This is a genomic window from Paenibacillus sp. AR247, assembly GCF_002968895.1.
In the GTDB taxonomy this organism is placed as follows: Bacteria; Bacillota; Bacilli; order Paenibacillales; family Paenibacillaceae; genus Paenibacillus_AQ; species Paenibacillus_AQ favisporus.
Window position 1 is genome coordinate 189335 of record NZ_PCZT01000002.1, and the last position, 26570, is coordinate 215904.

Annotated in this window: 24 protein-coding genes and 3 pseudogenes; 7 read left to right on the forward strand and 20 right to left on the reverse strand. The window is 48.4% G+C overall.

Annotation, left to right across the window (positions count from 1 at the left end):
• A partial coding sequence (locus CPT76_RS41800) for an adenine deaminase C-terminal domain-containing protein (protein WP_181152646.1) occupies positions 1-148 on the forward strand: 148 nt, incomplete at its 5' end.
• Positions 149-273: 125 nt separating this feature from the next.
• Here the strand turns inward: CPT76_RS41800 and CPT76_RS01275 are convergent.
• From CPT76_RS01275 to CPT76_RS01285, 3 genes are read right to left on the reverse strand one after another with little or no spacing between them, the layout of a single operon-like run.
• Complete coding sequence (locus CPT76_RS01275; protein WP_105441672.1) at positions 274-1185, reverse strand: S-layer homology domain-containing protein; 912 nt, start codon at positions 1183-1185, stop codon at positions 274-276.
• Positions 1151-1822 (reverse strand): cadherin-like beta sandwich domain-containing protein, encoded by a 672-nt coding sequence (locus tag CPT76_RS01280; protein WP_105441673.1) that lies wholly within the window; start codon positions 1820-1822, stop codon positions 1151-1153. The genes CPT76_RS01275 and CPT76_RS01280 overlap by 35 nt, the downstream gene beginning before the upstream one ends.
• Complete coding sequence (locus tag CPT76_RS01285) at positions 1797-5015, reverse strand: DUF2252 family protein (protein ID WP_105441674.1); 3219 nt, start codon at positions 5013-5015, stop codon at positions 1797-1799. Before CPT76_RS01285 ends, CPT76_RS01280 begins: the two co-directional genes overlap by 26 nt.
• Positions 5016-5353: 338 nt before the next feature.
• Between CPT76_RS01285 and CPT76_RS01290 the strand changes: the two genes are divergently transcribed.
• Complete coding sequence (locus CPT76_RS01290) at positions 5354-5638, forward strand: hypothetical protein (RefSeq protein WP_105441675.1); 285 nt, start codon at positions 5354-5356, stop codon at positions 5636-5638.
• 217 nt (positions 5639-5855) lie between these two features.
• Here CPT76_RS01290 and modB read toward each other — a convergent pair whose 3' ends face one another.
• Positions 5856-6569 carry a molybdate ABC transporter permease subunit gene (gene modB, locus CPT76_RS01295; protein WP_105441676.1) on the reverse strand — a complete coding sequence of 238 codons (714 nt, stop codon included), beginning with the start codon at positions 6567-6569 and terminating at the stop codon, positions 5856-5858.
• A 3-nt stretch (positions 6570-6572) separates the two neighbouring features.
• A pseudogene (gene modA, locus CPT76_RS01300) lies at positions 6573-7429 on the reverse strand (molybdate ABC transporter substrate-binding protein).
• A 227-nt stretch (positions 7430-7656) separates the two neighbouring features.
• On the opposite strand from modA, the pseudogene CPT76_RS01305 reads away from it, so the two are divergent.
• A pseudogene (locus CPT76_RS01305) lies at positions 7657-8611 on the forward strand (substrate-binding domain-containing protein).
• 223 nt (positions 8612-8834) lie between these two features.
• On the opposite strand, the gene CPT76_RS01310 reads toward CPT76_RS01305, so the two are convergent.
• Positions 8835-10055, reverse strand: coding sequence for an acyl-CoA dehydrogenase family protein (locus CPT76_RS01310; protein WP_105441678.1), 1221 nt, complete (start codon positions 10053-10055; stop codon positions 8835-8837).
• A 395-nt stretch (positions 10056-10450) separates the two neighbouring features.
• On the opposite strand from CPT76_RS01310, the gene CPT76_RS01315 reads away from it, so the two are divergent.
• From CPT76_RS01315 to CPT76_RS38690, 3 genes are all read left to right on the forward strand, one after another.
• Positions 10451-10840 carry a MerR family transcriptional regulator gene (locus CPT76_RS01315; RefSeq protein WP_076170364.1) on the forward strand — a complete coding sequence of 130 codons (390 nt, stop codon included), beginning with the start codon at positions 10451-10453 and terminating at the stop codon, positions 10838-10840.
• Positions 10841-10906: 66 nt separating this feature from the next.
• Positions 10907-11266: an NAD(P)-binding domain-containing protein gene (locus CPT76_RS38685; RefSeq protein WP_258167965.1), complete on the forward strand. Its 360-nt coding sequence runs from the start codon at positions 10907-10909 to the stop codon at positions 11264-11266.
• A complete protein-coding gene (locus CPT76_RS38690) occupies positions 11190-11636 on the forward strand; it encodes an NAD-binding protein (protein ID WP_258167966.1) in 447 nt (148 codons plus the stop codon). Before CPT76_RS38685 ends, CPT76_RS38690 begins: the two co-directional genes overlap by 77 nt.
• A gap of 163 nt (positions 11637-11799) precedes the next feature.
• Here the strand turns inward: CPT76_RS38690 and CPT76_RS01325 are convergent, their stop codons facing one another.
• The 3 genes from CPT76_RS01325 to CPT76_RS01335 are packed head-to-tail and all read right to left on the reverse strand — an operon-like array spanning position 11800 to position 14396.
• Positions 11800-13608, reverse strand: a complete 1809-nt coding sequence (locus CPT76_RS01325) for an ABC transporter ATP-binding protein (RefSeq protein ID WP_105441679.1) — start codon at positions 13606-13608, stop codon at positions 11800-11802.
• Between the two features lie 13 nt (positions 13609-13621).
• The gene (locus tag CPT76_RS01330) at positions 13622-14116 is read right to left on the reverse strand and encodes a lasso peptide biosynthesis B2 protein (protein WP_105441680.1); all 495 of its coding nucleotides are present in this window, start codon (positions 14114-14116) and stop codon (positions 13622-13624) included.
• A complete protein-coding gene (locus CPT76_RS01335) occupies positions 14103-14396 on the reverse strand; it encodes a lasso peptide biosynthesis PqqD family chaperone (protein WP_105441681.1) in 294 nt (97 codons plus the stop codon). The genes CPT76_RS01330 and CPT76_RS01335 overlap by 14 nt, the downstream gene beginning before the upstream one ends.
• Before the next feature lie 202 nt (positions 14397-14598).
• Here CPT76_RS01335 and CPT76_RS36495 point away from each other — a divergent pair, with 202 nt between their 5' ends.
• On the forward strand, positions 14599-16134 hold the full coding sequence (locus CPT76_RS36495; protein ID WP_146116114.1) for a hypothetical protein: 1536 nt from the start codon (positions 14599-14601) through the stop codon (positions 16132-16134).
• Positions 16135-16144: 10 nt separating this feature from the next.
• Here CPT76_RS36495 and CPT76_RS01345 read toward each other — a convergent pair whose 3' ends face one another.
• The 11 genes and pseudogenes from CPT76_RS01345 to CPT76_RS01390 all read right to left on the reverse strand — a co-directional run.
• On the reverse strand, positions 16145-16792 hold the full coding sequence (locus CPT76_RS01345) for a nucleotidyltransferase family protein (RefSeq protein ID WP_258168026.1): 648 nt from the start codon (positions 16790-16792) through the stop codon (positions 16145-16147).
• Entirely contained in the window at positions 16701-17300 is a 600-nt protein-coding gene (locus CPT76_RS01350) for a nucleotidyltransferase family protein (RefSeq protein ID WP_105441684.1), read from the reverse strand. Before CPT76_RS01350 ends, CPT76_RS01345 begins: the two co-directional genes overlap by 92 nt.
• A 43-nt stretch (positions 17301-17343) precedes the next feature.
• Positions 17344-18678, reverse strand: a complete 1335-nt coding sequence (locus CPT76_RS01355) for a UDP-glucose dehydrogenase family protein (RefSeq protein ID WP_105441685.1) — start codon at positions 18676-18678, stop codon at positions 17344-17346.
• A gap of 42 nt (positions 18679-18720) precedes the next feature.
• Positions 18721-20094, reverse strand: a pseudogene (locus CPT76_RS01360) (sugar phosphate nucleotidyltransferase).
• A gap of 35 nt (positions 20095-20129) precedes the next feature.
• Positions 20130-21365, reverse strand: coding sequence for a glycosyltransferase family 4 protein (locus CPT76_RS01365; RefSeq protein WP_105441686.1), 1236 nt, complete (start codon positions 21363-21365; stop codon positions 20130-20132).
• Positions 21362-21955: a WcaF family extracellular polysaccharide biosynthesis acetyltransferase gene (locus CPT76_RS01370; RefSeq protein ID WP_105441687.1), complete on the reverse strand. Its 594-nt coding sequence runs from the start codon at positions 21953-21955 to the stop codon at positions 21362-21364. The genes CPT76_RS01365 and CPT76_RS01370 overlap by 4 nt, the downstream gene beginning before the upstream one ends.
• On the reverse strand, positions 21945-23135 hold the full coding sequence (locus tag CPT76_RS01375; RefSeq protein ID WP_105441688.1) for a glycosyltransferase: 1191 nt from the start codon (positions 23133-23135) through the stop codon (positions 21945-21947). The genes CPT76_RS01370 and CPT76_RS01375 overlap by 11 nt, the downstream gene beginning before the upstream one ends.
• An 11-nt stretch (positions 23136-23146) precedes the next feature.
• On the reverse strand, positions 23147-23776 hold the full coding sequence (locus CPT76_RS01380; RefSeq protein WP_181152647.1) for a glycosyltransferase family 4 protein: 630 nt from the start codon (positions 23774-23776) through the stop codon (positions 23147-23149).
• A 251-nt stretch (positions 23777-24027) separates the two neighbouring features.
• A complete protein-coding gene (locus CPT76_RS36500) occupies positions 24028-24276 on the reverse strand; it encodes a hypothetical protein (RefSeq protein ID WP_146116115.1) in 249 nt (82 codons plus the stop codon).
• Positions 24277-24281: 5 nt separating this feature from the next.
• Complete coding sequence (locus tag CPT76_RS01385; RefSeq protein ID WP_105441690.1) at positions 24282-25736, reverse strand: O-antigen polysaccharide polymerase Wzy; 1455 nt, start codon at positions 25734-25736, stop codon at positions 24282-24284.
• Between the two features lie 38 nt (positions 25737-25774).
• Positions 25775-26570, reverse strand: a 796-nt coding sequence (locus CPT76_RS01390) for a lipopolysaccharide biosynthesis protein (protein ID WP_181152648.1), incomplete at its 5' end; no start/stop codon positions are given.

Here is a 26570-nt window from a genome sequence, read left to right on the forward strand (position 1 = left end):
GGAAGAGCTCGGGTACAAGCACTACAACCCGATCATGTCGATCGCCACGCATTCCCTGCCGGTGAGCCCATACCTCAAAATCACCGATCACGGGCTGATCGACGTCAACGCCGGTAAAGTCGTGCCGCTGATTATTGAGCAGGTGTAAGTTACTGGCCAGGTATAACATGAATGCTTAGGTATGACGTTGTCGTTTAATATGACAAAAGGCTGTCCCCGCCAATTTGGCGTGGGGACAGCCTTTTTTGTATGCAAAACACGGGCATGGTTTCATTAGTTCAGGAAGCCGACGGTTTTCAGCAGACGCTTAACCATCACTGCAGCCTGTGCCCGCGTCACAGGTGCTAGCGGCGAGAGGCTGCCGTCCGGATTGCCTTGGATAATTCCGGCGTTAAGGCATGCCTCTACCGCAGCCTGTGCGTAGCCGCTGACTCCTTCCGCATCCTTAAATGCGGCGCTTGTCGTCCGGCCTGCAGGCGATGCTTGAAGCGGCGCACCGGCAAGCTCTGCGGCTTTGGCCATCATCACGGCCATCTGCTCCCGGGTGACCGCTTCGTCCGGCTTGAAGTCTCCACCGGGGAAGCCCGCGACGATCCCCGCCTTGGAAGCAGCCTGAACCGCTCCCGCGAACCAGGCCCCTGCCGGCACATCGCTAAAGCTTGCGGATGCCGGATCGCCCGGCAGCGCGAACGCCTTGGAGAACAGCGCTGTCAGCTCCGCTCGCGACATCTGCCGGTCCGGGGAGAATGCCTGAGCTGTCATTCCCTGTACGATCCGCTTGCCCGCAAGCAGCTCGATATCGCTTTTCGCCCAGTGCCCGGATAGGTCCGCAAAAGTCAGCGGCTTGGCATAGACGACCGCGTAAGTTCCGGTTTCCATACTGTGCACAAGCGCTTTGCCGTCCTTAAAGACAGCCGGTACATAAACCATCGTCCCATCCGATTGGATGTTCACAACAAGCAGACCGTTTTCGGAACGGTTTGCTTCATAAGGAATGGACAATACCGCATACCCGCGCTGGCGAATTTTCGTCTGCTTACCGCCTGCTTCGGCAAAAAACTCAACCCTGAGCGGAGACGTCACCGGCTCCAATTGAGCCGCTCCCAGCTTTGTCTGCCATTCTGTCTTCAAGTTCGGCTCAATGCGGATGTTAAACGTACCCGCGCCGGCTTTCCCCCCGTTCAACTCCTTTGGCAAGTCCTTCGAAATCAATCCCCTGCATCGGCAGTCGATAGGTCATCTTATCGGTATTCAAGGCTAGCGTCAAATTGGGGAACGTCTTCGAAGCGGACAGCAGCTCATCAAGCGGCAGTTGAAGCTGCACTCCCTGCTCCCCACGGCCTTTCAGGTCGAATTCGAGCTGTTGATTGGCCGATGGATGCGATTGCGCATCGGATAGTGCCTGTTGGAACTGGGCCGCGTCCATAACGAGCGTGTGTGCCCCGTTTGTCGGCCCTGTGCCGGTGCCGGCCCCATTGGAGCCGGGGCTTCCGCCATTTGCCGAGTTCCCACTGCTGCCGTTTCCGGTGCTTCCGCCGCCGTTTCCGGCCTCACCGCCATTGCTGCCATTGCCGCCATTACCGCTGTTTCCATTGCCGCCGCCATCACTGCCGCCGGATTCCTGGCGCCGGATCAGAACGGTATACGTTTTGGTCGTTACACCGTCCCGGGCCATCACGATGACGTCAATCTGGTTTGTCCCCGGCTTCAGGCTGATCGTTTTCGGCGCACCAGCGGAATAAAGCTCCCCATTGATGTTGATGGACGCCTTGCTGTCGAGGGCGGAAACCGTTAATTCAATCGACGCCACGCCTGGGTCCACTGTAGCGGTGTACTCCAGCTTGTCCCGGCCGAAAGCAGGAGATAAGGATACGCCTTTCAGCGCCAGATCGGCAAGCCCCTTTCAGCGCCAGATCGGCAAGCCCGGCGACATCGATCAATTTCCCGCCGATCAGATCGGACTTCATCAGCTCGTAATCCGACGCCACCTGCCGGTAGTAATCTTCGCCGAGGTTCAGCAGCGTCGTCTCAAACGCAGTCCAATCCCCGCCGTCATAGACCTGACTGATGACGCTTGTTTCAAACGTATCACCCGGGTATTCCGATGACCGGGCATGCGCATAAGCGTAAGCCTTGGCCATATATCCGACGTAGTCAGCAAGACTTTCTTTCGTCTTGAATGTGCCTCCCGAAGCATCCTCATAATCGCCTTTATAAGGAGAGATTTTGTGCACGAAGAATGATTTATTGCTGCTGTTGAAATAGCCCAGGAAAGGCTCGGGGTCGAGCGATAACTTCGCATAAGCCGTCTTCACTTTGGCACCGTCTCCGCCAGGATAGGCATCATATGGATCAACCAGTGCCTCCTCGGCGTTGTTGAACATATCCGGTTTAAAGGATTGTTTCACGTCCAGAAGAAAATCGTCATCGTGACTTGATGTCGGCCCTTCGATCAGCACGTTGTACCTCTGGCTGCCGATGCTGCCGAGCCCTTGGTAAATGCGGACTGCGACGTCCTTGATTTTAAAATAATCCGGGTTTAACGCCAGGCTGGTCTGAACGAAACCCGGCTCGAGCGAGTCTACGTACTTCTGCCAGTTCTGTTCGACTTCCGCCCGCTCGGATTCGCTCGCTGCCCTATATTTGTCGGGTTTGCCGGCAACGTTAAGCACACCGGTAGAATGCTTGCCGTCAGCCGTTGGCACAGTCCACTTGATCAGCTGATCGAGCTGGGTCTTTTTGGCCAGCTTGGTCATGATCGTTTTCGTGAATCCGTCGCTCACATGGTTCATGTCCAGTTTGGAGGCATCCGTAATTTTGCTGTCATTGCCGATCAGCGATTGCAGCGTCTGCATGTACTCCTCCAGCATATCCGCCGCCATGCTCCGGATTTCGCCGTCCGACAGGGCGAGCTTTTCCGAATCACGCGTGAGATAGAGGCTCGAAGTCATACGGAGCAGATCCAGGTAGAAAGGAGCGATATAGGCTCCGTCAAAATCGTTCAAGTCAAAAATGATGCTGCCGTACTTGTCGTCGTAGAAGCCCACATTGGCGATGTGCGCATCTCCACCGATCCAGGTTTTCACGTTCTGCAGCTTCTTCCATCCTTCCGGAATCTTGATCGCCGTGCCCAAATCCTCATACATCAAATAAGGGGCGCCGCGGTAAAAAGCTGCATCGGATGCCGCCATCCCATCCGTTCCATACTTATAGGCCTTGGTTTCCGGATCGTCATAATATGCATTGCTCTCTTTGATCCGGTTTGTAAGTTCTGCCCTGCGCTGTTCACCCGCCTGAACAGGCGTCCTATACCGATCCAGCACGATTCCAGTGAACGGTTCGGAGTCAAGCGCCCCTTCTGTCATAACCGCGGAGGCCTTAAGAACAACCGTCAGCTGCACGGGCTCGATCACCGGCTCCGCCGCTGTCCCGCTAACCGTAAAGACAATCTGATTGGATGCGGTATCGCCTGCCGCCTGAATCTGAAGTCCTTCCGGCAGACCGGTAACGGCATAATCGGTGTCCGCAAGAGGCCCTTCCTTTGCGGCTCCCGACCTGATTCGGATCGCAAAAGATCCGGCAGCAGTCAAAGGTTCTGTCATGCCGAGCGTATTCGAGACCACGTCCCCGATAATTTGCAGCGTATGGTTCTCCAGCGTAATTCCGTTCTCGGTCCGTGAATCGTTATAGGCCCCGCCAGTAACGGCCGTTTTGCGGATCACGACATTCAGCTCGACACTGGAGGTAACGTCCGCCTCGGCTGTACCGCCGACCGTAAACATCACTTGATGGGACTGCGGATCGGCTTCCGCATGAGTGACGCTCAGGCCGGCAGGCAGTCCACTCACTTCATAGTCCTGAGGATCCAGCTCTCCAGACTTCAGCGTCCCTGTGACCACGCTTACCGCGAACTGCGCATCCGCTGGGCTGATGTCCCGCTCGGAAGCCATCCTGATGGTATGCTTGTCCGCATCGGCATGGACGGAAAGCGGCGTTAAGTCGGATGCGTTATGGGGGGCAAACGTCCCCAATGTGGCGATATCGAAATCGGATTTGTTGTCGTGGGTATTCCAGCCGTTCCCGTACAGCTCCGCGTCGCTTCCGATGACGCTTGGCACGCCGGTGCCCAGAATAGGATCCTCCGCTTTACGAACGAGCGTCTTCTGTGCCGAAGGCGTCGGTGCGGCACCAGATCCTTCGTAACTCGGAGCCGCCCCATAACCCACAAAGTCCACCACCGAAGATACAGCCGGACTGGATGGATTCAGGACCGTGAGTTCCACCGTATCGGCCACGAGAGCAACCTTTCCGTCCTTGTTATCCATGTCGATATTTCCCGTGTCGTCCGGCGCTGGCAGATCCGGGCCTAGAAGCGTCGATTTTCCACCCTCCTGGATCAAATAGTATCCCTTGGCGGGAATGGTTCCGTGAAGCGGAGTCACCTGCCAGGAAGGGCTGTCCGTCTTGGCGGAGCTTGCAGCATATTGCAAGGACCATCCTTCCAAATTCACATCGGTATCCGCCGGATTAAAAAGCTCGACAAAATCGTATTTGTATAGCGCGTCGCTATTCTGGCTGCCTCCGCCGAAGATTTTGCTGATGACGACAGGCTTGTCCGCGAGGATAGCTGCTTCGTTTGCAGCCGCCATTTCCACCTGCTCCTGCCCGGTTGGATTGGGCACGGGCGCAATGACTTCTGCGTCATCCGGGCTTTGCGGCGAGCCGCCGCCGTCAGCAGGCTCTTGACTGCCGGCTGGATCGCCTGAAGGCGCGGCCGGTACCTGACTGCCCGTTGTATCGCCAGCAGGCGCGGTCGGTATCTGGCCCGCAGCTGTATCGTCCGTCAGTCCAGTCGTACCCTGTACGGAGCCGCTTTGCGAGGTGCCGCTTTCCTCGGCGTGGGCAACCGTTCCGCCCCATCCCGCGCCGGATGCAGCCGGATATACCAAAAGCGCTGCCAGAGCAGCGAGCATTGCTTTTTTGATCCGGGAATGATTGAGACTAAAGTATGACATGCGAATCCTCCAACTATGTATTTCCTCCTATTGTATGTTCATAGTGTGATCGGAGCGTTTTCGGAGTGTTAAATTTATAGAACGCATTGGATTATTCCTATTCGGGCAGGGCTGAGCCTGGAATTGACGGGTAACACAAGACATGTATCCACTTTATTCCTGTTTGCTAGATGATGACATGCTGGTAAAATGGCCTCTGGAACAAAGAAACGAAGTATGAATTACAGCTGTGCTTATTAAGTAGGGAAGAGATGTTAGTCTATATCCTGAGAGGATAGATTATTTGCTGTAAAGTTTATAGAAGAGTTTATCATCAGGAGTTTAATAGGAGAGTTTATATGGAGTGGTGGAGGATTTTCATTCTGATTCTGGTGTGGGCGGCTGCATGTATGGTGTTCATATCAGCACTGAATATTAAACGAGGTCAGGCAAAAGGCATTGTAACCGATGTGATGAGCTTATGGCCAGTTACCGATACGATTGCCGGTAATGTAGCAAGCACCATTTTCAGCTTCATTGCAGGGCTGGTGTTCAAACACTTTCCCTGGTGGCTGCTAAAATTGCTGCTGTATCTGTTGTCCGCTCTTCTATTCTGTCTTGGCATCATGTTTACCATTTTTTAAGACAATACAGTAAATAAGCGCCAATAATGCAGCTAGTTCGCCGGAAAACAAGTGCACTTTTTGCAGCTATTTATTCGAGGTCTGACGTTCCGGCGATCACCATTTGCCACATAAAGAAAAAATAACTGCATTTCTGCAGTTATTTGCAACACAAGCTCCGCTATAGCCCTTATCCAGTTAATCTCATCTAACCGGCCCCGAAATTAATTCTCCCCCGTTATCCTCGGCTTTCCCTCGATACCTCTGTGCCCGCTCGCGGCCGCTCCGCTCCCGGTGCTTTCCTTCCAGTCAGCAGCAGCATGACAAAAGACATCGCGACGATCGCCAGCGTCCACGCCCAGGCCATCGGCATGTTGCCGGCGTCGACCGCCACGTAAATAGCCGTCGGCACCGTCTGTGTCTTGCCGGGAATGTTCCCGGCAACCATAAGCGTAGCGCCGAACTCGCCGAGCGCGCGCGCAAACCCGAGCACGAGCGCAGTCAGCAGCGAGGAATAAGTGAGCGGCAGCGTAATGGAACGGAACACCCTCCACTCCCCAGCCCCGTCGGAGCGGGCTGCCTTTTCCAGATCCGGATCAGCGGCGGCAAAGCCGTTCTTCATCGTCTGATACACGAGCGGGAATGCGACGACGATGGTCGCCACAACAGCGGCCCACCAGGAAAAAATAATCGGCGCATCCCACAGCCATTCGATCAGCTGCCCCACCCAACTGCGGCGGCCGAGCAGCATCAGCAGCAGAAACCCCACCACGGTCGGCGGCAGGACCAGCGGCAGCATGAACAGCGTCTCCAGAACGATTTTTCCCGGGAAATGATGCCTGGCCATCCACCAGGCAGCTCCCGTACCCAGGATGATCACGATCAGACTCGAGAGCAGGGCAACCTGTAAGGACAGTCTGACCGGATCCCAAAACGCCTGCCAGTCCATCATCTGTTAACCCTGCTGCGGCACGGAAAATCCGTATTTTTAAAAGTTTCCAATGCCGAATCCGTCTGGAGGTACTCGTAAAAATCCACCGCCTCCTGGCTGTGCTTCGTCGCCTTAACGATTCCGACCGGGTAAACGATCGGCGTATAGGCAGACGGGTCGACAGTAAACGCCACTTTGACCTGATCCGAAGTCAATGCATCCGTTTTATACACAAAACCCGCATCCGCATTGCCAGTTTCCACGTACTGCAGCACCTGCCGCACATCCTTGGCCTGCACCAGCTTCGGCTGGAGCGTGTCCCACAGCTTGGCGTTCGTCAGTGCTTCCTTGGCGTAGTTCCCTGCCGGAACGCTTTCCGGAATGCCGATGGCGATTTTTTTCAAGCCGGTTCCTTTCAGGTCCTCCATGCCCGAGACTTGGGCCGGTTCTTTGGCGTTCACCACGGCCACAAGCTCATTGGCGAGAAGGTCTTTCTCATGCGAAGAATCGATGAGCTGCTTGTCCTCCAGCGCTTTCATGTTCTTCACGGCAGCCGACAGGAACAGATCCGCCGGTGCGCCCTGCTCGATCTGCTGCTGCAGCGCCCCCGAAGCGCCGAAGTTAAAGTTCAGTTTGACGTTCGCATGCTCCGCCTCGTACGCTTGTTGAATCTCCTGCAGCGCATCCGTCATGCTGGCCGCAGCGGAGATGGTCAGATCTACCTGCTGAGCAGCCTCCCCGTTTGAAGTTTCCGTAGCGGCTCCTGAGTCGGCCGTTTTCAACTCTGCAGCCGAACCGGAATTCGATCCGCAGCCTGCCAGCATCAGAATAAGGGCGACGGTGAGGATCAGCCAAACACCTGGTTTCATACCCCTTTTGATCATCCGTAATCTCCAATCCTTAATCGTTATATTTAGTTATAATTAGATATAATTAATTATATCCAGTAGGCCGCGAGGTTGTAAATACGGTTTGCACAATTTTCACATCCGGGTGTGATACAATAGAAGACACTATGTTCACAGGGTTCAGACCTAAGCCATATACAAGGAAAGATAACATATAACGAAACGTTCAGCGAAACATACAACGTACAAGGAGGAAGCTCATGTCCAGCGACATTTCGTATACGACCGAGGAGATTGCCAAGCTCCTGAAAATATCCAAGCTCACCGTCTACGACCTGATCAAAAAAGGCGAGCTGCCTTCGTATCGGGTGGGCAAGCAAATGCGCGTCGATGCCGCGGATTTGGAAGCCTACAAGCAAAGGGCTAAAGGACTTCAGGCGGCCGAACACCGCCCGGCTCCGGCGGAGCCGGTTTCCTTTCAACCTGCCGCTGTCGGAGCCGGTGGAACCCGTTCGGTAGTCATTACGGGGCAGGATATCAGCCTTGACATTCTCGTTAAGCATATGGAAAAAGCAAACGCCCGGCATCCGTCCTCTCCGCGCATATGTCGGGAGTCTGGACAGCCTGATTGCGATGTACCGCGGAGAGTCCGACATCGTGAGCACCCATCTGCTCGACGGCGATACCGGCGAATACAATTTGCCGTACATTAAGCGGATTTTAGTCGGCTTTCCGTATCTGGTCGTCAACCTGCTATCGCGAAAGGCGGGACTCTATGTCCAAAAGGGGAATCCCCTTGGGCTGAAAGGCTGGGCCGATCTGTCCCGCACGGGGCTGCGGCTCGTCAACCGCGAAAAAGGGTCGGGTGCCCGCGTTCTGCTCGATGAACAGCTGCGGCTGCACGGGATCCGGCGGGATCAGCTGCTGGGCTACGGCGAGGAGCAGACCAACCATATTGCGGTCGCCGGCACGGTAGCCGCCGGGGAGGCTGATGTCGGGGTTGGCATCGAAAAGGCGGCAGCAATCGTAGGCGGCGTTGATTTTATCCCGCTGATCGAGGAACGCTACGACCTGGTTGTGCTCAAATCGGCGGAAAATATGCCTTGGATCGAGTCGCTGATGGGCATTTTGCGTTCGGAGGAGTTCCGCCGCGAGCTGCAGAGCATCGCAGGGTATGATCTGTCCCGTACCGGAGAGATCTTGCTTGAGACATAGACGTATATTGCGGAAACGGCTCCGTATCACCCGGTGCCCCCTCAAATCGAGGAGAGCACCCATTGCCGTTGCCGTTCATTAGAGGGTAGAAGTACATTATCTTTAAAAAAGAAAAAGGCAGCCGGAATCATTCCGGCTGCCTTTTATGCTGTTTCGAAGTCCTGCGATCCTCCGAGCATGAGCCTACGGGCCGATTCTACGGGCATGAGCCTACGAACCGATCCTACCGGTTGGTTCCGGTACTCCCTTCTCCGGCCCCGGATACGTCCGCGATCGCCCGGCGGGCGAGCATCGATGTGACCGTATCGTCCATCGGCGGGTTGTGCAGACCCGCCCGCACGTCGCGGTACATCCGCTCCAGCGGAAGCTGGCGCGACAGGCTGGCCCCGCCCACAATCCGCATCGCCAGATCGACGATGCGCAGGGCCGCATGGGTCGCCGTCGTCTTCACGAGCCCGAGATCGGGCCTCATGCCCGGCCGCAGCTCCGGGTGGCGGTCCCAGCGGTCCGCCACACTGTACATGAGCGTGCGGGCGGTGATCAGCTCGGACTCCATCTCCCCGATCTTCTGCTGAATATGCGGCAGGTCGGCAATGGGCCCCGGCAGGCTGTTTGGCCGGTAATTGGCGGCGTAACGCACCGCAAAATCCCGGGCAGCCCAGGCGATGCCGATATAACATGCCGGGATATGCAGCAGCGCCCCTCCGTGATCGGACATCTTACCTGCCGGCTGTCCTCCTAAAGGATCCTCACTATCGATCCGTTCCCCGTCCGGAACGAACACCTCTTCCATCACCAGGTCGTGGCTGCCGGTCGCCCGCATGCCCATCGTATTCCACGTTTCGTCAATGCTGACACCTGGACCCTTCCGCACCAAAAACGTTCCGGTCTTGTCTTCTTCCTCCACAAATGCAGTGACCGTAAACTGATCCAGCACCGGGATGAGCGAGCTGAACGTTTTGCGGCCAGTCAGCAGCCAGCCCCCTTCCGTACGCTCCGCTTTCGTTCCCGGACGGCCGCCCCGGCTCGGACTGCCGGTCGACGGTTCGCTGGCAAACTGGTTAATCATCGCCCCATCATGGACGATTTGCCTGCAGAAGTCGGCATACAGCTCGCGCGGCCACGACTGGCCGATGCGCATCTGCAGTACCTGGCTCACATGCCAGCCGACCGCGAGCGTCGTCGAGCCGTCCCCTTTTCCCAACCGTTCCTGGGCAAGGATCATTTCGTACAACGACGCTTCCTCACCGCCAAACTCCGCCGGCACCGTCAGCTTTAAATAACCCGACTCCTTCAGGTCAGCAAAATTTTCAAACGGGAACGATCCTTCCCGATCATGTTCCGCAGCCCTCTCCGCAAATACCGCCGCAAGCCGCTCGGACCTGGACGCGATCTCGGCCTCCCGATTATTTCGTATAAACGGATCCGTTTGCATGGAATTCATCCTGCACTCTCCCCTCGCCTGTATCTTTTCTCCTAACGAAATCAGTAAGCATCAAAATGGACGCCTGTATTCTGACTTCCCAAGAAAACGAACCCGCCAAACGCGGTCTGTCTTCTGTCAGGTTATTTCGAAAGATGTTTTCTTCATTGTATAATGCGGGGGCTGTGTTGTCCAAAGCAGAACCTGTTTCTTTTTTATAAAGACTGAACGAATAAGCTTTGGTGTCTCATGGGCCGTTAAAGGCAACCTGTGACCTATTTTGCGGTTGTTTTGCGATCATTTTGCTCAACACCGCACAGAATGCAGCCGGCAAAATATGCGTACGCGCTTTACAAAGCCGGATTAAGATGATATTTTATAAACACGACGTTAACGTCATGTTTGGAGGGCAAGATATGAAGGATCGCATGCGCATAGGGGATTTATCGGAACGAGCGGGGGTTACTCAGCGAACGGTTCGATATTACGAAAAAATGGGGCTGATCCCTCCAGGCGAGCGTGAAGGCAATGGGCAGCATTACTATACAGATGAGACCGTTGCCCGGCTACGCAAAATCGACCAATTAAAGAAGCTTGGGCTCAGCTTGGAGGAAATACGGGACGTGATCGACCTCTATTTCATGGACCCCAGTGGTGTACAACCTAAACAGAAAGTGCTCGGCATTTTGAAGCAGCACCTCGCAGAGACGGATCAGAAGATCGAGGGGTTACAACAGTTCCGGACCGATTTGCTGACCCATATCGACCGCTTTGAGCAATGGCTCAAGGACGCAGAGCAGCATTAATTTTTTTTACCACAAACATGACGTTAACGTAATGTTTATAACATTCACATTTCAAGGAGGATAAACATGATGAACGAGACGATCGGATTTATCGGACTTGGCAGCCTAGGTATGCCGCTGGCTAACAATCTCCTCGATGCAGGGTATCCTTTGGTGGTGCATAACAGGACGGCCAGCAAAGCCGAACCTTTGATTGCCCAAGGCGCCCGGCTGGCATCCAGACCCGACGAGGCCGTTGCCGCTGGGGGAATCGTCGTCACCATTTTGTGGGATGATGCGTCCGTGGAGAGCATCGTCATGAGCGATGGCTTTTTAGAGAAGCTTGGCAAAGGGGGGATTCGATATCTCAATGAGCACGATAGGAGTCCCGGAGGCCGCGGCAGCACGTCAGCTCTCCATCCCCGTGGCTGGGCCGCAGCAGGCTAAAGAACGCGTTCGCCCGGTGTTGGAGGCTATGGGAGGGCTGAATATTTTCGATTTTGGTGAAAAAGCCGGGGCAGCGAATCAAGTGAAACTGGTTGGAAACTTCATGATTACTTCCGCCGTGTACACCATTCGGGAAGCTCTCTCGATGGTCGAAAAGAGCGGTGGCGATCCCAAGCCCGTGATGGATATGCTGACCCAAACGCTGTTTAACGCCCCGATTTATAAGCGTTACGGCCAGATGGCTGCCGAGAACATGGATCATCTCTTTACTCAAAGCCATATTCCGTTAAAGGACGTGGGCATTTTTAAACAAGCGTCACAGCGGGCGGGGCCCCCGCACCTTTATCGAATCTGTTGTATGACCTGTTAAGCAGCGAGCATAAACAAGGCTAATATCGATAAAATCCTATCCAATATACGTTCATGAAGAAAAGGAGTATGCATGCGGTTCCGTTCGAAACCATCTCGCATGAAATAAAACAGCAGCCCCCGCAGAAGCGCGAACGCCTCCCGGGGGCTGCTTTTCATCCGAATCACACCTGCATTTGAGCTCCGCTCTGGTAGCTCAGCAGCTTGCTGAAGGAACCTTTGCTCTCCTGCGACAGCTGCAAATAACCGCCCTGCTGAATCACCTTGCCCTGCTCCATCACGATCACATGGTCCGCGTTCCGGATGGTGGACAGCCGGTGGGCGATCACGATCATCGTCATGCTTCCTTTGAGGCGTTCCAACGCCTGCTGGATCAGAAGCTCATTTTCGCTGTCGAGTGCGCTTGTCGCTTCGTCCAGGACAAGGATGCTCGGCCGCTTCAAAATCGCGCGGGCCAGCACCAGCCGCTGGCGCTCTCCGCCCGACAAGCGAACGCCCCGGTCCCCGATGACCGTGTCCAATCCCTGCGGCAGCTTGCGGACGAACTCGGCCGAGGCCGAGAACTCCAGCGCCTGCCATAGATCGTCATCCTGCGCATTGGGGTCCACCAGCTGCAAATTGTAGCGGATGCTCTCGTTGAACAGGAACGGATCCTGCGCTACGTATCCGATCGAGCCGCGCAGCGCCAGCAGCTGGCGTTCACGCTGGAGCGAAACGCTGTCCGCCCGCACTTCTCCCTCTTCGGGATGGATTAGCCCCATCAGCAGGTCGACTAACGTGCTTTTCCCGGCGCCGGATTTGCCGACGATGGCAGTCATGCGGTTAGCCGGAATATGGACATGGATATCGCGCAGCGCGTATTGCGGCTCCTTGGGGTTGTACCGGTAGCTGACATCGGTGCAGCTGATTCCGTCTACCAAGGCAAGCTTCGAAGCCCCTACTTCTTCCGGGCTGATCAGCTCCTGCTCGGCTTCGTATTCCTGCTGCAGCTTTCGCATGTCATGAAACGCCGGCAGATTCGAGCTGAGCTGCTCCATATTCGACTGAATGCCGATAAACCTCGGCCACAGCCGGGTAAAAATGAGCACAACCGTAATCAGCTGCTCCGGGGGAGTATGCAGTACCGCGATCGCCACGTACATAAATGCCGCGATCAGCACGACGGAGGACAGGCGGTAAATAACCTGCGACATGGAGTTCACCCGGCCGAACTCGAGGAAGTTATGCTCCATTTGATCGGTCAGCTTACGGAACCAATGGATGTGGGACGCCTCCAGCCGGTTGCTTTTGATATCTTTAATGCCTCCGAAATGGTCGCTGATTCCTGCAAAATAATGCTTGGACAGCTCAGTGGTCTCCTCGCCGATCCGCTTGGACCTGCGTACAAACCGCCGTGCAAACAGAGCAAGCACTCCCCCGCTGACAAGCACCATCACAGTCAATGCCGGCGACAGCCACAGGGCCAGGGCAATCTGAAGCACGGTAAAAATCAGCGACGTCACCATCTGCAAAAACAAAGTCGTGCCGTAATTGACCCGCCCCAGCTCGTTGGACATCACGTGGTTGAAATCCGATCGGCGTTTGCGCAGGTAAAACTCCCACTTGGCCCGCAGCAGCCCTTCATACGTCTCGGTCCGCAGCGTCCGGATAAAGGATTGAATAATCCTTGCGTTCAGGAGGGTCTGGCTTCGCTGCAGCAGCGCTTGTCCACCCAAGATGAGGACATAGGCCGCCAGGACCAGCGGCAGGCTTAGCTGCAGGGACCAGGAATGGATCAGCCCGATAAGCGGGGCCAAAAACGGCAAGCTCCCCGAATCCATTTGCAGCAGGCCGATCATGCCCAGCAGCGGGACGATCAAATACATGCCGATGCCGTCCAATAGGCTGATGAGAAGGGTCATGGACATGTTCAGGTACAGTTTGCCTCCGGCGACCCACTGGATTTTGCGAATATAGTAGAATAAATCCTTCATTGTACGTAGCTCCTTATCCGGATTGCCGCGTCATGAGCCCGGCCTCTCGGTCTGCTGCCGCTCCGTTGCCGAAAATGCCCACAACCGTATACTTCTCGTGTCCTTCCCTTCCCGTCACGATGTACGACCCGCAGCGCAGCCAGGCGTGAGCCGCCAGCCGCCCCTGCTCGTCCCTGCCGCTTCCCAAATACAGCGTGCTCGACAGGCCGCGGCGCTCCAGCATTTTCATGGCGGCGATCGCCTTGACCAGGCATTGGCTCTCCCACCACGTGTACCGGCTCATCCCGTGAACGGCTTTGGAGACTTGGCGGATGGTCAGCAGTTCCTGCCGGCCAAGCTCCTCCTCCGGAGTCTCCTTCATATAGCTCCCCAGGGAAGGGGCGACTTTGGCGAACGGTAGTGCCTTCAGCACTCTTCCCCATGCCAGGAGCACGTAGGCTTCGGCATACATCGTCTTCTGGGCCCATGGAAAACGGACAAAAGCGCGCAGCTGCCTACTCCAGCTCATGCCCGCTTCTCACCTGGATCAGCCCTTCGGCCGCAAGCTTGTTCAGAAACGGATGCACCTGCTGCTCGCACGCTTCCGGCCCGATATCATACTCTTCGACCAATTGGCCCACCAGATCCGTCAGGCTGGTCGGCGCAGCAATCAGCTCCCAGATCCGCCCGCCGATCTGCCCCAGGTTGTAATACTTTCCGGTCTCGATACTCAGCATGACTTTCTCCCCATCCATGTCGCTGACGAGATAGCCGGGGGATTGCTGGATAAATTGATCTAACTTAGCCATTTTAGTATTCAAGAGATGGCCCCCTTGCACATTTTAAGTTACATTATGTATCATTATATCAAATATTGTTCCATTATGTATACATTTGAATTTCTTTAAAAATGGGGTGTATCCCCAGAGCAACTGTCACCGATAAATCAATATAATATTTGTGACATACATTTTGGGTATCAAAGGGATTGTTAAAAGGAGAGGGATACAAATGACCAAGGTATATGTTGACGATTTTCCTAGGACAGATTCAGAGGTTGATGATACCCATAGAATTCAACGCGCTATCGATTATGCCCGCAAACAGATTCAAGGGAGCAATTTTGTTGGAGGCAGTGCATATTACGGGAATGCGGTTTCGATTGTATTTGGCCCCTCTCAATATGTTACTAGCTCTCCGATCACCGTTTACAAAAATATCTATCTGGAGTCAGAAGGCCAGACCTACTTGATCGCTAATCCAGGCAATAATTCTTTTGACTGCATTAATGCTGCGAGTCAGGCAACTCAATTCAGGGCTGAAAATATAACCTTTGTAGGTTATAAAACAGCACTTTATTTAACAACCAATAATGTGGACGTATCAACAATTCATCTAACAGGGCTTTATTTTCATATGTGTAGAGTAGGCGTCGATACAGGAAGTTTTTCGGAAAGCCGAAGTACGATATTAACGTTGTCTCAATGCAGATCGTGGAAAACGTCTGTCATGTTAAGAAACTTTTGCGATATGGCATCAATGAACGATTGTTGGATTACTCATGATGGGTCGGATGGCGCAGCCATATATAACGATGGCTATTTGAACATTAGGGGGGGAGTTTTCGTATCACTTTCTCCTCAACAAAATGCCAACCCTAGATGGATTGATTGCCATGAAGATTCTGGTCAACATAGCGGCTTATTTATTGACGGTGCCCGTTTTGGTGGTGAAGGCGGAGGAGGATATCCCATTGTTTATAATTTCATGCCTCCTGTGCTGAATCTCAGTAATAACGAAGGCAACATCATCTCCATTACGAATTCCATTCTCTATTCGTCATCGGGGACTAGGGATTCGTCCATTATCTTGTTCAATATCCCAAACAGAATAAGCATAAAAAATTCAGTAGGATTTACTGATTTACTAAACGGGATTATTTCTTGCGCTCCATCATTCAGTCCAGACCAAATTCCTTACTCTCCATATATTTCAATCGATTTAGATGATTCTGTATATCAAGCGTGGGGATTGAAAAGGCTAGATCCTAGATTAGAACGGTTCTTTTCATCAGGTAATCGGCGATTTAAACGTACGTTTGGATTCAGTGAAAGACAGCTCATCCCCAAGGCAACTTCTTCTCATGACGCGATGGTTACCATTGACATTGAACAACTTAATGGAAGTCGAACAGATCAGCAGCGACAATTAGGATTCGCTATGCTTGCAGTAACTACAGCACCGGGATCATCTAACGATACCGGTTACAAATGCATCTCTACAGCACTAGTGACTTGCGTTGGCGGTAGCGACGGAACAGGCGTAGTCAAACGTTTGCAATTTTTCACTAAAGATTCTATTCCAGGCGGACTTCATTTTTCAGAAAACTGCGATATCATCTCCGTACATTGGGGAACAGGTGAAACAGGGACTACGGATCAAGCTAAATCTTCAACGAATACCAAAGTCACAATCGTATTTAAATGTCCTGGAAGCATAAATGCAGCAGGAATCACGTTCACCCCGTTACTCGGCCTCGATTTATAACATTGGATCATTAAGTTCTTTTCATTAAACGCCAGAACCACAGAAAAGGACGAAGCGGAATATACAGAAAGAAAAACGGCTTGGCAATCGGCAGCACTTCTGCATCGAGAGAACTGGGGAGCAATTTCTTCACCAACAGCAGCGCCTTCTGTTTAGGAGTCATTGCAGAATGAATATTGCGTTTATACTTTGCCATATATTTGTCAGACATGTTAGGACCATACTGAATACCAGTAAGAGCTAGCTCAGCCAGTTCAACTGATTTTCGGTTAGCTTCATTCGGCAAAAACTGCTTTAATCGAAGATTTGAACCTAGTAACGTTTCGCATAACCAAACCGCCTGTTGCACATATACTTCTCCCCCATAACGTTTAAAGTAGTCGGTTAATCCCTCTTTTTCAATCTGATGATCATTTACGAGCCGCTCGACATCCAATAGCCAGCGCAGTCGGGACCATCCATGTCTGGCACCGTGATCCGCGAGATAAGCAAGCAGATTTTCATTTCCCAAATGATGAAATTCTTGATTATATACGGTTATCGTTCCTTTTCTGCGCCACAGTTCTTCAAATGAAGGAGAGCTTATGATATTGGGGTTGAGACGCCAATGAATTTCGACTTGTATTGACTTTTCCGGATGAAAAAAAGAACATATGATGTGATTTCTTCTCCCAAAATATAAACTGGTCTGTTTGATCCGACTGATAGCCGAGTTGATGTAATATTGCAGTTGTTTTAGCGACATCGGACCCGTCAATTAATAAGTCCAAATCTTTAGATGTACGGTAAGATAATTCACCATATAGTTGCAAAGCCAAGATGGGGCCTTTCAATTGTAATGTCCGAATACCGCTTTCTGTTAATGTCCTGCAAATTTCACACATTTCCCGGGTTAACTGCATCATCATTATCGTATTATTTTTGTACAGTTTATGAAGATTCGAGGTAACCCTCTCAGGGATTAGATCTTCTCCCATATTTTTAATTCTGAGGTAGATAAGCGGATACACCCTATGATGAATAACGAGGTCCAAAAAAGCATCCCAATCGATTTGAGAGACATGCCCTCTTAAGTATTCCGGCATTGTCTCTTTTCTTTTTAGTAATAGCAGCATAAACTTCAATTCATTGGTTTGGCCAAAATCATCAATGGGCTGAATAAGCATGGTATTTAACCTCACAAGATTAAAATAATAAATTACTATAAAATCACTGCAATAATACGGGATCGTTGACTCTTACACCCTTGTTCATGTTCGGCCGTCCGATGGAATAGTAATTAAGTTCCGTTCCGGCTAGGTCCTCTTCACTATAAATGTTTCTGCCGTCAATAAGGTTCGGCTGCTTTAACCAAGATTGAATCACCGACGGGGATGTATCGCAAAATTCTTTCCATTCTGTGAGAATACACAGTGCATCGGCATGCCAGGCGGCTTTCTGGGCGCTGACACAATATTCAACTGCCCCTTGAAAATGATTCTTGAAATTATCCGTTGCAATCGGGTCATAAGCCCGTACGACGGCTCCTTTACGCAACAGCGCTGATATGATTTCAAAAGCAGGAGCATCCCTTACGTCATCGGTTTCCGGCTTAAAAGCCAATCCCCAAATCGCAATTGTTTTACCCCGCAAGTCCCCCAGAATAGCCTCTAATTTTCGTATCATATTGAATCTTTGATCACGATTCACCTCGACGACAGACTTTAAAAGTTTGAAGTCATAGTCCATCTGTCCAGCTATTTGAATCAATGCTTGGGTATCTTTCGGAAAGCAGGATCCCCCGTAGCCAATCCCTGCATTTAAAAATGAAGGACCGATTCGCTTGTCGCTGCCCATTCCAAAAGCCACCTGCGTTACATCGGCTCCTACCTTTTCGCAAATATTAGCAATTTCATTTATGAATGAAATTTTTGTAGCCAGGAAAGCATTCGAAGCATATTTAATCATCTCGGCGCTTCGAATATCAGTAACAATAATGTTATCCGTCAAAGGTGTGTGCAGTTTGATCAACCATTTTCTTGCCGTATCATTAGAAGTTCCAATTATGATTCTGTCCGGGTACAGTGTGTCCTGAACAGCGGTTCCTTCACGCAAAAATTCCGGAACCGAAGCAACTTCGAACAAGCATGTTGTGTGCTGTTGAATTATGTTTCGTATTTTCTCATTCGTTCCCACAGGGACAGTGCTTTTAGTCACTACAACCTTGAAACCATTCATGGATCTCCCGATTTCCTCCGCAGCTTGTTCAATAAAGCTTAAGTCGGCTTCACCGCTTGGGAGCGAAGGCGTGCCAACCGCAATAAATATAATATCCGAGTCATGAACTGCTCCAGTTAAATCGGTTGTGAAGCGAAGTCTGCCCTCATTTTTATTTTTTTGGACTAACTCTTCAAGGCCAGGTTCAAAAATTGGTATCCGACCCTTATTCAACATATCGATTTTGGCGCTCACCTTATCGACGCAAACTACGTCATTGCCAAGTTCTGAAAAACAGACGCCGGACACCAGGCCGACATAACCAGTTCCAATGACGGTTAATCTCATAATCCCAACTCCCCTCAGTTGCTAAAGCATATTTGAGCCAATTCAAACCTTTATACAGTGCTCTGCAATTTCGTTCCAGTTTTGATAAAGCTCTATAATCTGATTAGGCTCCTGTTTCATTCCGCTTTGCACCACAATGATTTCGAGCTCCGTCAAAGCTCTGATACTGTGAAGTGTCTTCATCGGAATATGAAGAACATTGCCGGCACTTACTTCCATATAATTTCCATTTTGAATAAATTCCCCTTTACCTTTAACAATAGTCCATACCTCTTCGCGACCGACCTGCATCCGGTAACTTAGGTTCTTTCCTTTTTGGATGCTGACCCGTTTCGTGCTAACACAGCGCCCATCTTCATAGTATTGATCATCCAAAATCCGAATCCACCCCCACTGCCTCTCTTCATACATGGGGCCCTGATCAAAGTTAACGTAGTTTTTTATTTGGGACTTGCGCTCTTATCCGTTACCAGTATCCCGTCCGGACTAACGGCTACGACCACATTGGATAATCCTAATATCGAAACAGGAATATCAATCTCATTGATGAGATGGGTATTATCGCAATCATCACTCATAATCCCCTTTGCCAATCTGTCTATTCTTCATTTCTTCCGTTAGCGTATTCCAGGTACCAAGGTCCTTCCAATACCCCTTATAGGGAATAACAACTATATTGGCCGCCTTCTCCAGCACTTCATAATCAAAACTGATTTTGGGAATTTTGTAGTATTCCCGCGACAATTCTTCAAATCGGACCGGCAGTCCTTTTCGTTCCAGCAAGTCGATCATGTAGCCGAGCTTGAATGCAAAAACACCGCAATTCCAAAGCGCGCCTTGGCTCATTAGCAGTTCGGCTGCCTCTTCTGTTGGCTTTTCATGAAAGTGGCTGACCGGCAAATACACACTGTCAATTTCATGTTTTCTAAGTGATGGAATAATGTAACCATATTTGGATGACGGATAAGTCGGTTTAACGCCAATAAGTGCAATCTCTGCTCTGGCACTATTTAATACAGATTCCAATTGTTTTACGGCACTAAAAAAGTGGTTTTCTACATAAGGATCTACAGGTAATACAACGACTACTTCATCTAAAGAAACGAGCTCTTGTGAATATAAATAGGAAGCGGACAAAGACACCGCTGCAAAAGTATCCCTCCGTTCGGGCTCCACGATCAGGGGAACGTCTTCTCCAACTTGACTCCGCATGATTTCAATTTGAGATTTGCTTGTGGCAATATAACTTTGATGGGATAATCCGTTTGCTGTAATCTGGCTCCATACCCTTTGGACCATGGATACCATCTCATTGCTTTCATTCTCTAGCACTTTAAGGAATTGTTTGGATCTTGCATCGTTCGATAACGGCCACAATCTCTTGCCGGATCCTCCTGACAACAGCACGAGTTTCATATCTACCCCTCCATCAATGGGAATCTCTTAGTTACTTATATGGACAATAAGAGGCTTCGGTATTTATCCAACGATTGCTCTCTCTTTAAGTGTTGATCCAAGTACTCCCTTCCTTTCATCCCCATTCCGGCCAGTTCATCTCGTTTGAGCTTATACAGATAGGTCAGTTTCTTGGTAACAGCAGTATAATCCTGTGGCTCGGCGACCACCCCACAACCGCTTGCCTGAATTAGTCGGCAGGCTTCGCTCCCCTCTTCCAAAACGCCTAAAATCGGTTTTCCTGCAGCCATAACACCATAGATTTTGCTAGGAACCGATACGCCCTTAATCCCCTTCTGATTGACAACGAGGTGAACGTCTGCGGCATTTAAAGAAAACTTTAGATCCGATTTCAATTGAAAAGGAAGAAACGCCACATTATTCAGCCGATTACTGCTTACGAATGCTTCCATTTCTGCCTTAACAGCGCCATCGCCTATAAAAACGAATTTCATATCCTCGAAGTGTGCTAATTCCTTTGTTATCTGAATTAGATTTTCCAAGTCGTAGTAGAGTCCCATATTGCCGGAATACATGACGATAAATTTGTTTTGCCAGCCGTGTGTGTGAATAAATTCTTGAACTCTTGGATGTTTTTTTGGTAAAGGCACAATTTCCTGTTCATCCGTCCAGTTGTTTATCACTGTATTTGCTGTAATCGCCCGGTTAGCAAACCTTTTATACAAGGTTTCTTGCATATCATGACCCACCGTAATAATATGGTCTGCATATTTGCAATTTAAGGTATCTACCCACTTGGCTATCCGATATAACGATTTGTTTTTCATAAAACTTACTGCTTCCGCCTGTTCTGGATTAAAATCCTGAATATTATAAATATGCTTTGCCCGTTTAAAAAACTTGCCTATGGATCCGATGAATCCGCCAAGGATGGGCGGGGTAGAAATGGTGTACAAAATGTTGATATTCCTTTGTCTCAAAACAAGTAAGTTCGCATAAAAAAAATAGGCGGCAATATATCGCAGCCTACTCCATTTATTCTTTTTATCCTGTTTAGGGAGTCGAATTCTTATGATTTCAATATCCTGCAATCGATCATTCGTGAATCGAGTACCTAATGAATTGTCAGCGTTCATATCTTCAGGTTGTGCCGCAATTACAATAATGTGAAAATCTTTTTGAATGTGGAGACAGAGTTCGGTTAACAGTTGCCCCGTTGATGCATAATCCGGATAAAAATAATTAATCACAAAAACAATCTTAGGTTTCATAGCCCAATCCCTTTCAATTGTCTCTTTTCTCGACTCTCATCAAATCTATATTTCTTAAATTGCGCAGGCGTACCCGCATGAATTTCATTTGCCGGCACATCACGAGTAACCGTACTTCTTGCGGCAACTACTGCCATAACACCGATAGTGATGCCCGGATTAATAAAAACGTCACTTGCTACCCAAGCCCCATCCTTAACTATTACGGGCTTAGTCATTAAACCGAATTTAGGGTCATGGATATCATGGGTTCCTGTGCAGAGATAGGAACGCTGTGATATAACGCAGTGCTCCCCAATTTCAATACGATCCAAACTGTAAAATTCCACCTGATCACCAATCCATGAGTAATCACCGATGCTTACTTTCCATGGGTATGTAAATTTGGCCGAAGCCCTGATTTGAACACCTTTACCAATATGGGCACCGAATAAGCGCAGCAGAAAATTTCGCCATTTATACATCGGATGAAGAGAAAAACGAAAAAGACTTCCTTGAACAAGCCACCAAAGCAGCACATACCAACCGCTTCTCCCTCTGGAATACCCTTCTTGATGATATTGATCCAATCGAATACGGTTACTGATCATGGACAATCGTGCTCCCATTAGAAATTGGTTTATTTTGCAGCAATGTGTCATACACTTGGACCGTAGATTTAATATAATGCTCTCTGGTAAAACTTCTCATCAAACGTTTTCTGCTGTTCATTCCAAGTTCATCTTTATTTTCTTTGCTGAAAATTTCCATGATCGCATCAGCAATTGCTTCTCCGTTCATTGCGGGGACCAGTTTCCCTATATCGGTTGTGACCATCTCCGGGACTCCACCCACATCAGTAGCCACAATAGGCAGCGAAGCAGCCATAGCTTCCAAGATTACTGTAGGGAAGATGTCATAGACGGAGGGCAAAACAAAGAGATCCGCCTGCGACAATAATTCAGGAATGTCTCTGCGCAATCCCAGAAAGAAGACATTATCCAGTTCCAGTTCATCTGCCAAGCTCATTAATGACTCTTTGTAATGTAAGTCGGAATCAAAAGCAACATCTCCCACGATAATATACTTTAACGATGGATCTGTTTTTTTTGTTAGATGAGCTGCCTTAAGCAGATACTCTATTCCTTTCATTGGCGATAAACGAGCAACCGTGATGATAATTTTATCCTGGTCTTTTAAATCAAGTTCCTTTTTTAAAGGATGAACCGTCTTGTTGTGAACCGCTAACTGTTCCACATGAATTCCGTTATAAATTTTGATCAGCTTACTAGAATGCTGCTTTCCCCACTTGAACATAGTCTTGCTCCGGTCACATAAAACAATGACTTTGTCATTAAAGCAATGATTCAAATAACCAACAAATTTATAAGCTATCAGCGGTTTTCTAGGCAGCTCGTGAACGGTTTGTAAAGTAGGTATTCCCATCAGCTTACCGGCTATGTTGCCTCCAATCAGTTCCATCTTATGAGAATGAATTAAATCAATGTTGTACTTTGATGCAATCTGCCGGATAGAGCGAATACTTCGAAATAAATTAACGAAATTACGAGCGAAATACATCGGATCCGTCGGCTTGCCAAAAACAGCGAGAACACTGAACAACACAGTAGCTCCAGCGGCTTCATACTTTTCTACATAGGGACTGTGACCAGGAAGAACGACATATGGTTTATACTTGTTTTTATCCAGTCCCTGAACAAGTTGAAGAAGGACTGTATCAACGCCCCCGACATGGCTGGCATACGGTTGAATGTAAAGGATATTGATCATTTTCAAACACCTCATGAAATTGCTGTTTTGATTGCTTCAGAAACGGCCTTGGCATAGGAATGAGGGTGTAATTTTCTCCATAACTGAAAACTCATTTTCCATCGGGAGCGTACGTAATCCTGATGGTCCATTAACCACCGGAATGCCTGTAACAGGTCATTAACATCCAATGGGTCAATAATCAGACCGTTCTGTTGGTTGATGATAATATCCTTCGTAGCACCAGCGTACTTGGATGCAAGCACAAAAGTGTTTGTAGCTAAGGCCTCATTCACAACAAGCCCCCATACTTCGATCAAAGAAGGAAATAACAAGCAGTCGCTTTGAATAAGGTAATCTGTCAATTCTTCTTTTTGTTTGTAGCCCTCAAAATGGATCTGACTTTGTAAACCATAGTTCTTGACCCTTTGGGCTAATTTTTGTTCATCGGGACCCGACCCGACAATCTTTAATTCCCAGGAGGAATCCCCAAGTAAATTCAATGCATCGATGATTTGCACTAATCCTTTTCGTTCAATTAACTGACCTATAAACAGTAACTTCAATTTATTCTGCTTTTTATAATCAGAATCTGCTCGATTTATATACTCCTTGTATTTGTTTCTAAAAAATCGAATATCAACCGTGTTGTAACCGACCACGATTTTTTCCTGTTCGACTCCGTAATGCTTTAAGCAGTTGGCTGATTCCGTTCCGTACGTAATAAAAGCGTCCGCAGAATGAAAAAAAAGTTTCCTTGCCCGATTGACTAATCCATTATTGACTCTGCTGCTTTCCAGAGTGCTTCCCCACCAAACAATAAATTTCTTCCTGAACATCTTGCTATAATACAGTGCTGACCAGTAGCCTAAAGAGTCGTAACCTGAAGTAATAATAACGTCCGGATTTTCCTTTACAAGCCTAAAAAAATGCCTGGATTAATATGCACCCCCATATCCAACCTTTGGATATAAGTGTGAATTCCAGGCAAACAAGTATAGTTATAATTAATTTCTTGGTGATTAATATTCCACTGCCGATTCTTTTCACGTTCTTCCAAATACCATACCTTTAATTCGATGTCATTATGTTCTTTTAATCTATTCAGTACAGGAATTCGATAAGGAGCAATTGTATTAGTAAGTAAAAGTGTTTTTATCATCTCATTCACCCTATATTTTTTGCTTTTGTTGAACCAGTTCTCTTACGAAACAAATAGATAATAATGATAGGAAGTATGGCGAATTGGAAAGATAGCTTGATGAGGACGGAGATTCCCCCTCTATTCAGCTGAATAATGACAAAAGGAATAATGGATGAAAATAGGATCTGACCGATAAAATGATTAGTATGAATGGCCTTCCACATGGAACGGTTAAGGAATTTAGACACGAAGCCTAAGATTATCGAAAAAATAAAAATAAAGAATATACCTCCATTTACAAATAGCTCTGTAAGTAAATGGGCTGTGCCAACAGGTTTCAAGTTTTCAATAGATGAATATCTGGCGATAAATTGCTCAAAAAACTGATAGCTGTTTTTATCATTCAATAGAAAAGAAGGTATTATTTCAATAATCGGATCCAGCATCGTTTTCCCATACAAAAAATTTATTGAGTATTCTTTAAACAAGTTCAGGCATTTTAGAAAACTTACATAATTGAACGTCGTTTCGTAAAAGAAGAAACGCAAAGGTGACTTGATTAAGGATAAAAATGAAAATGTTTGCTCTCCACCGGATCTAAACATTCCAATGAAACCAAAAAAGACAAGTCCCGTCAGGCCAATTACGATATCTCTTGTCCTCAGTCTGAATTGGTAATGAGTCAATTTGTATAACATGATCAGTTGAATAATGAATGTAAATGTCAGCTGCCTGATCCCTAATGGTAAGAGCAGTAAGTGAAAAAAAGCTGCGATCACTAGGTACTTTTTCTGAAAGTTGGTCATTCGAAGCAAAATCAATATACTGATATTGATGGCAAACACTGCTGTAAATAAATAGACATATCCTGGATTTTTCAGGCTGTAGCCTGACACGATTGCATTCATATAATTAATTTTGTAAATTCCGAGCAAAAATAGTCCCGCTGACGCAAGCAACCAATAATGTATAAATAATTTTGAATAAAAATAATTAAACTTATTGGTGGCATTTTGGAATTTGGAATCCTCTTTCGCTTTGTCAGGAGACAAAAAATAGGCAAAGTAAAAGGAACAGATAAATAGGATATTATAATAAAGCGACTCAGAAACCGTAACATACGAGTAAACTTCGTCAAAATAAATTTTCGTACCAAGGAAACGCTCTAGTCCTCCATTTGTCAATAAATACAAAGGAGTTCCAATAGAATAAACAAAAAAGGACCACCCCACGATTTTATCCCATGTGATCCCTCTGGAAGTAACCATAATATTGGACACTCCAACCAAAATATATAACGCATAAATCATCGATAAATCTGTCTTTAGATAAAGTTTAAAGTGCAAGCCAATCATAGTTAGAATTATGACTAAAAACATACTAGTCAGGTAAATGCCTCTTACCTGTGGCTTGCTTATAGAAATTTTCGGATAGCGGTATGTCGTCTCGCTTGTTTCAATGAACATAGGAATTCTCACATTTTTCCACCTATCTCCCTTGAATCATTGGCCATAGTTTAGGCATGTGTTGTTTCTGTAAGTATGTCATGGATTTTATTTTCTCCCTGCTTATTTGATTTTATTGTTAGTATTCTCTTATGCACATAGACAATAGAGAATATGACAAGCGGGATACCTATTAATCTGGATATCCCTGTTGAGAGATCTCCGAAATAAGGAGTAAGGACAAAGATTGATGAAAATATAGCTATAGAGGTAGACATCGATAAGACGGTATTTAGCTTAATATAATTCGTTCCATTCAAACAATAATTTGGAATAACATTGAAGGCTCCGATCGCAACAGAAATGACAAGTACACGAAATAAAAACGCATGCTCACTGGCGAATCCCGGATCGATCCATACGCTGAGAATCGGATAAGCAAAAACTACAGCTATGGAAGAAGAAATAACAATAAATATGGATTTAAACAAAAAAGCCCTAAAATATATCTTTCTAATTTCTTTTACCTTTTTACCTTCATATAATGCGCTGAATTTCGCGAATAAAAATGCGCTCGCCGCTGCAGGAATTTCATGAATTTTCATCGCAAGCTGCATACAGACAGAATAATATCCCAGCACATGGGATCCTAGCAAAGCACCGATGATGATTTTATCTGCCTGGTTATTCAGAGCACTGATGATCATTTGGAACCATGAAAAGACCCCATATTTGAATATTCTCACAAAAACCGATTTGCTAAATCTAATACGATACTGAATATTTGAATTCACCTTTTTAGCAATAAAGGCATTAATGATAAGGAGTAGGATAGAAGAGATAAACAAGAAAACGACGAGCATTTTA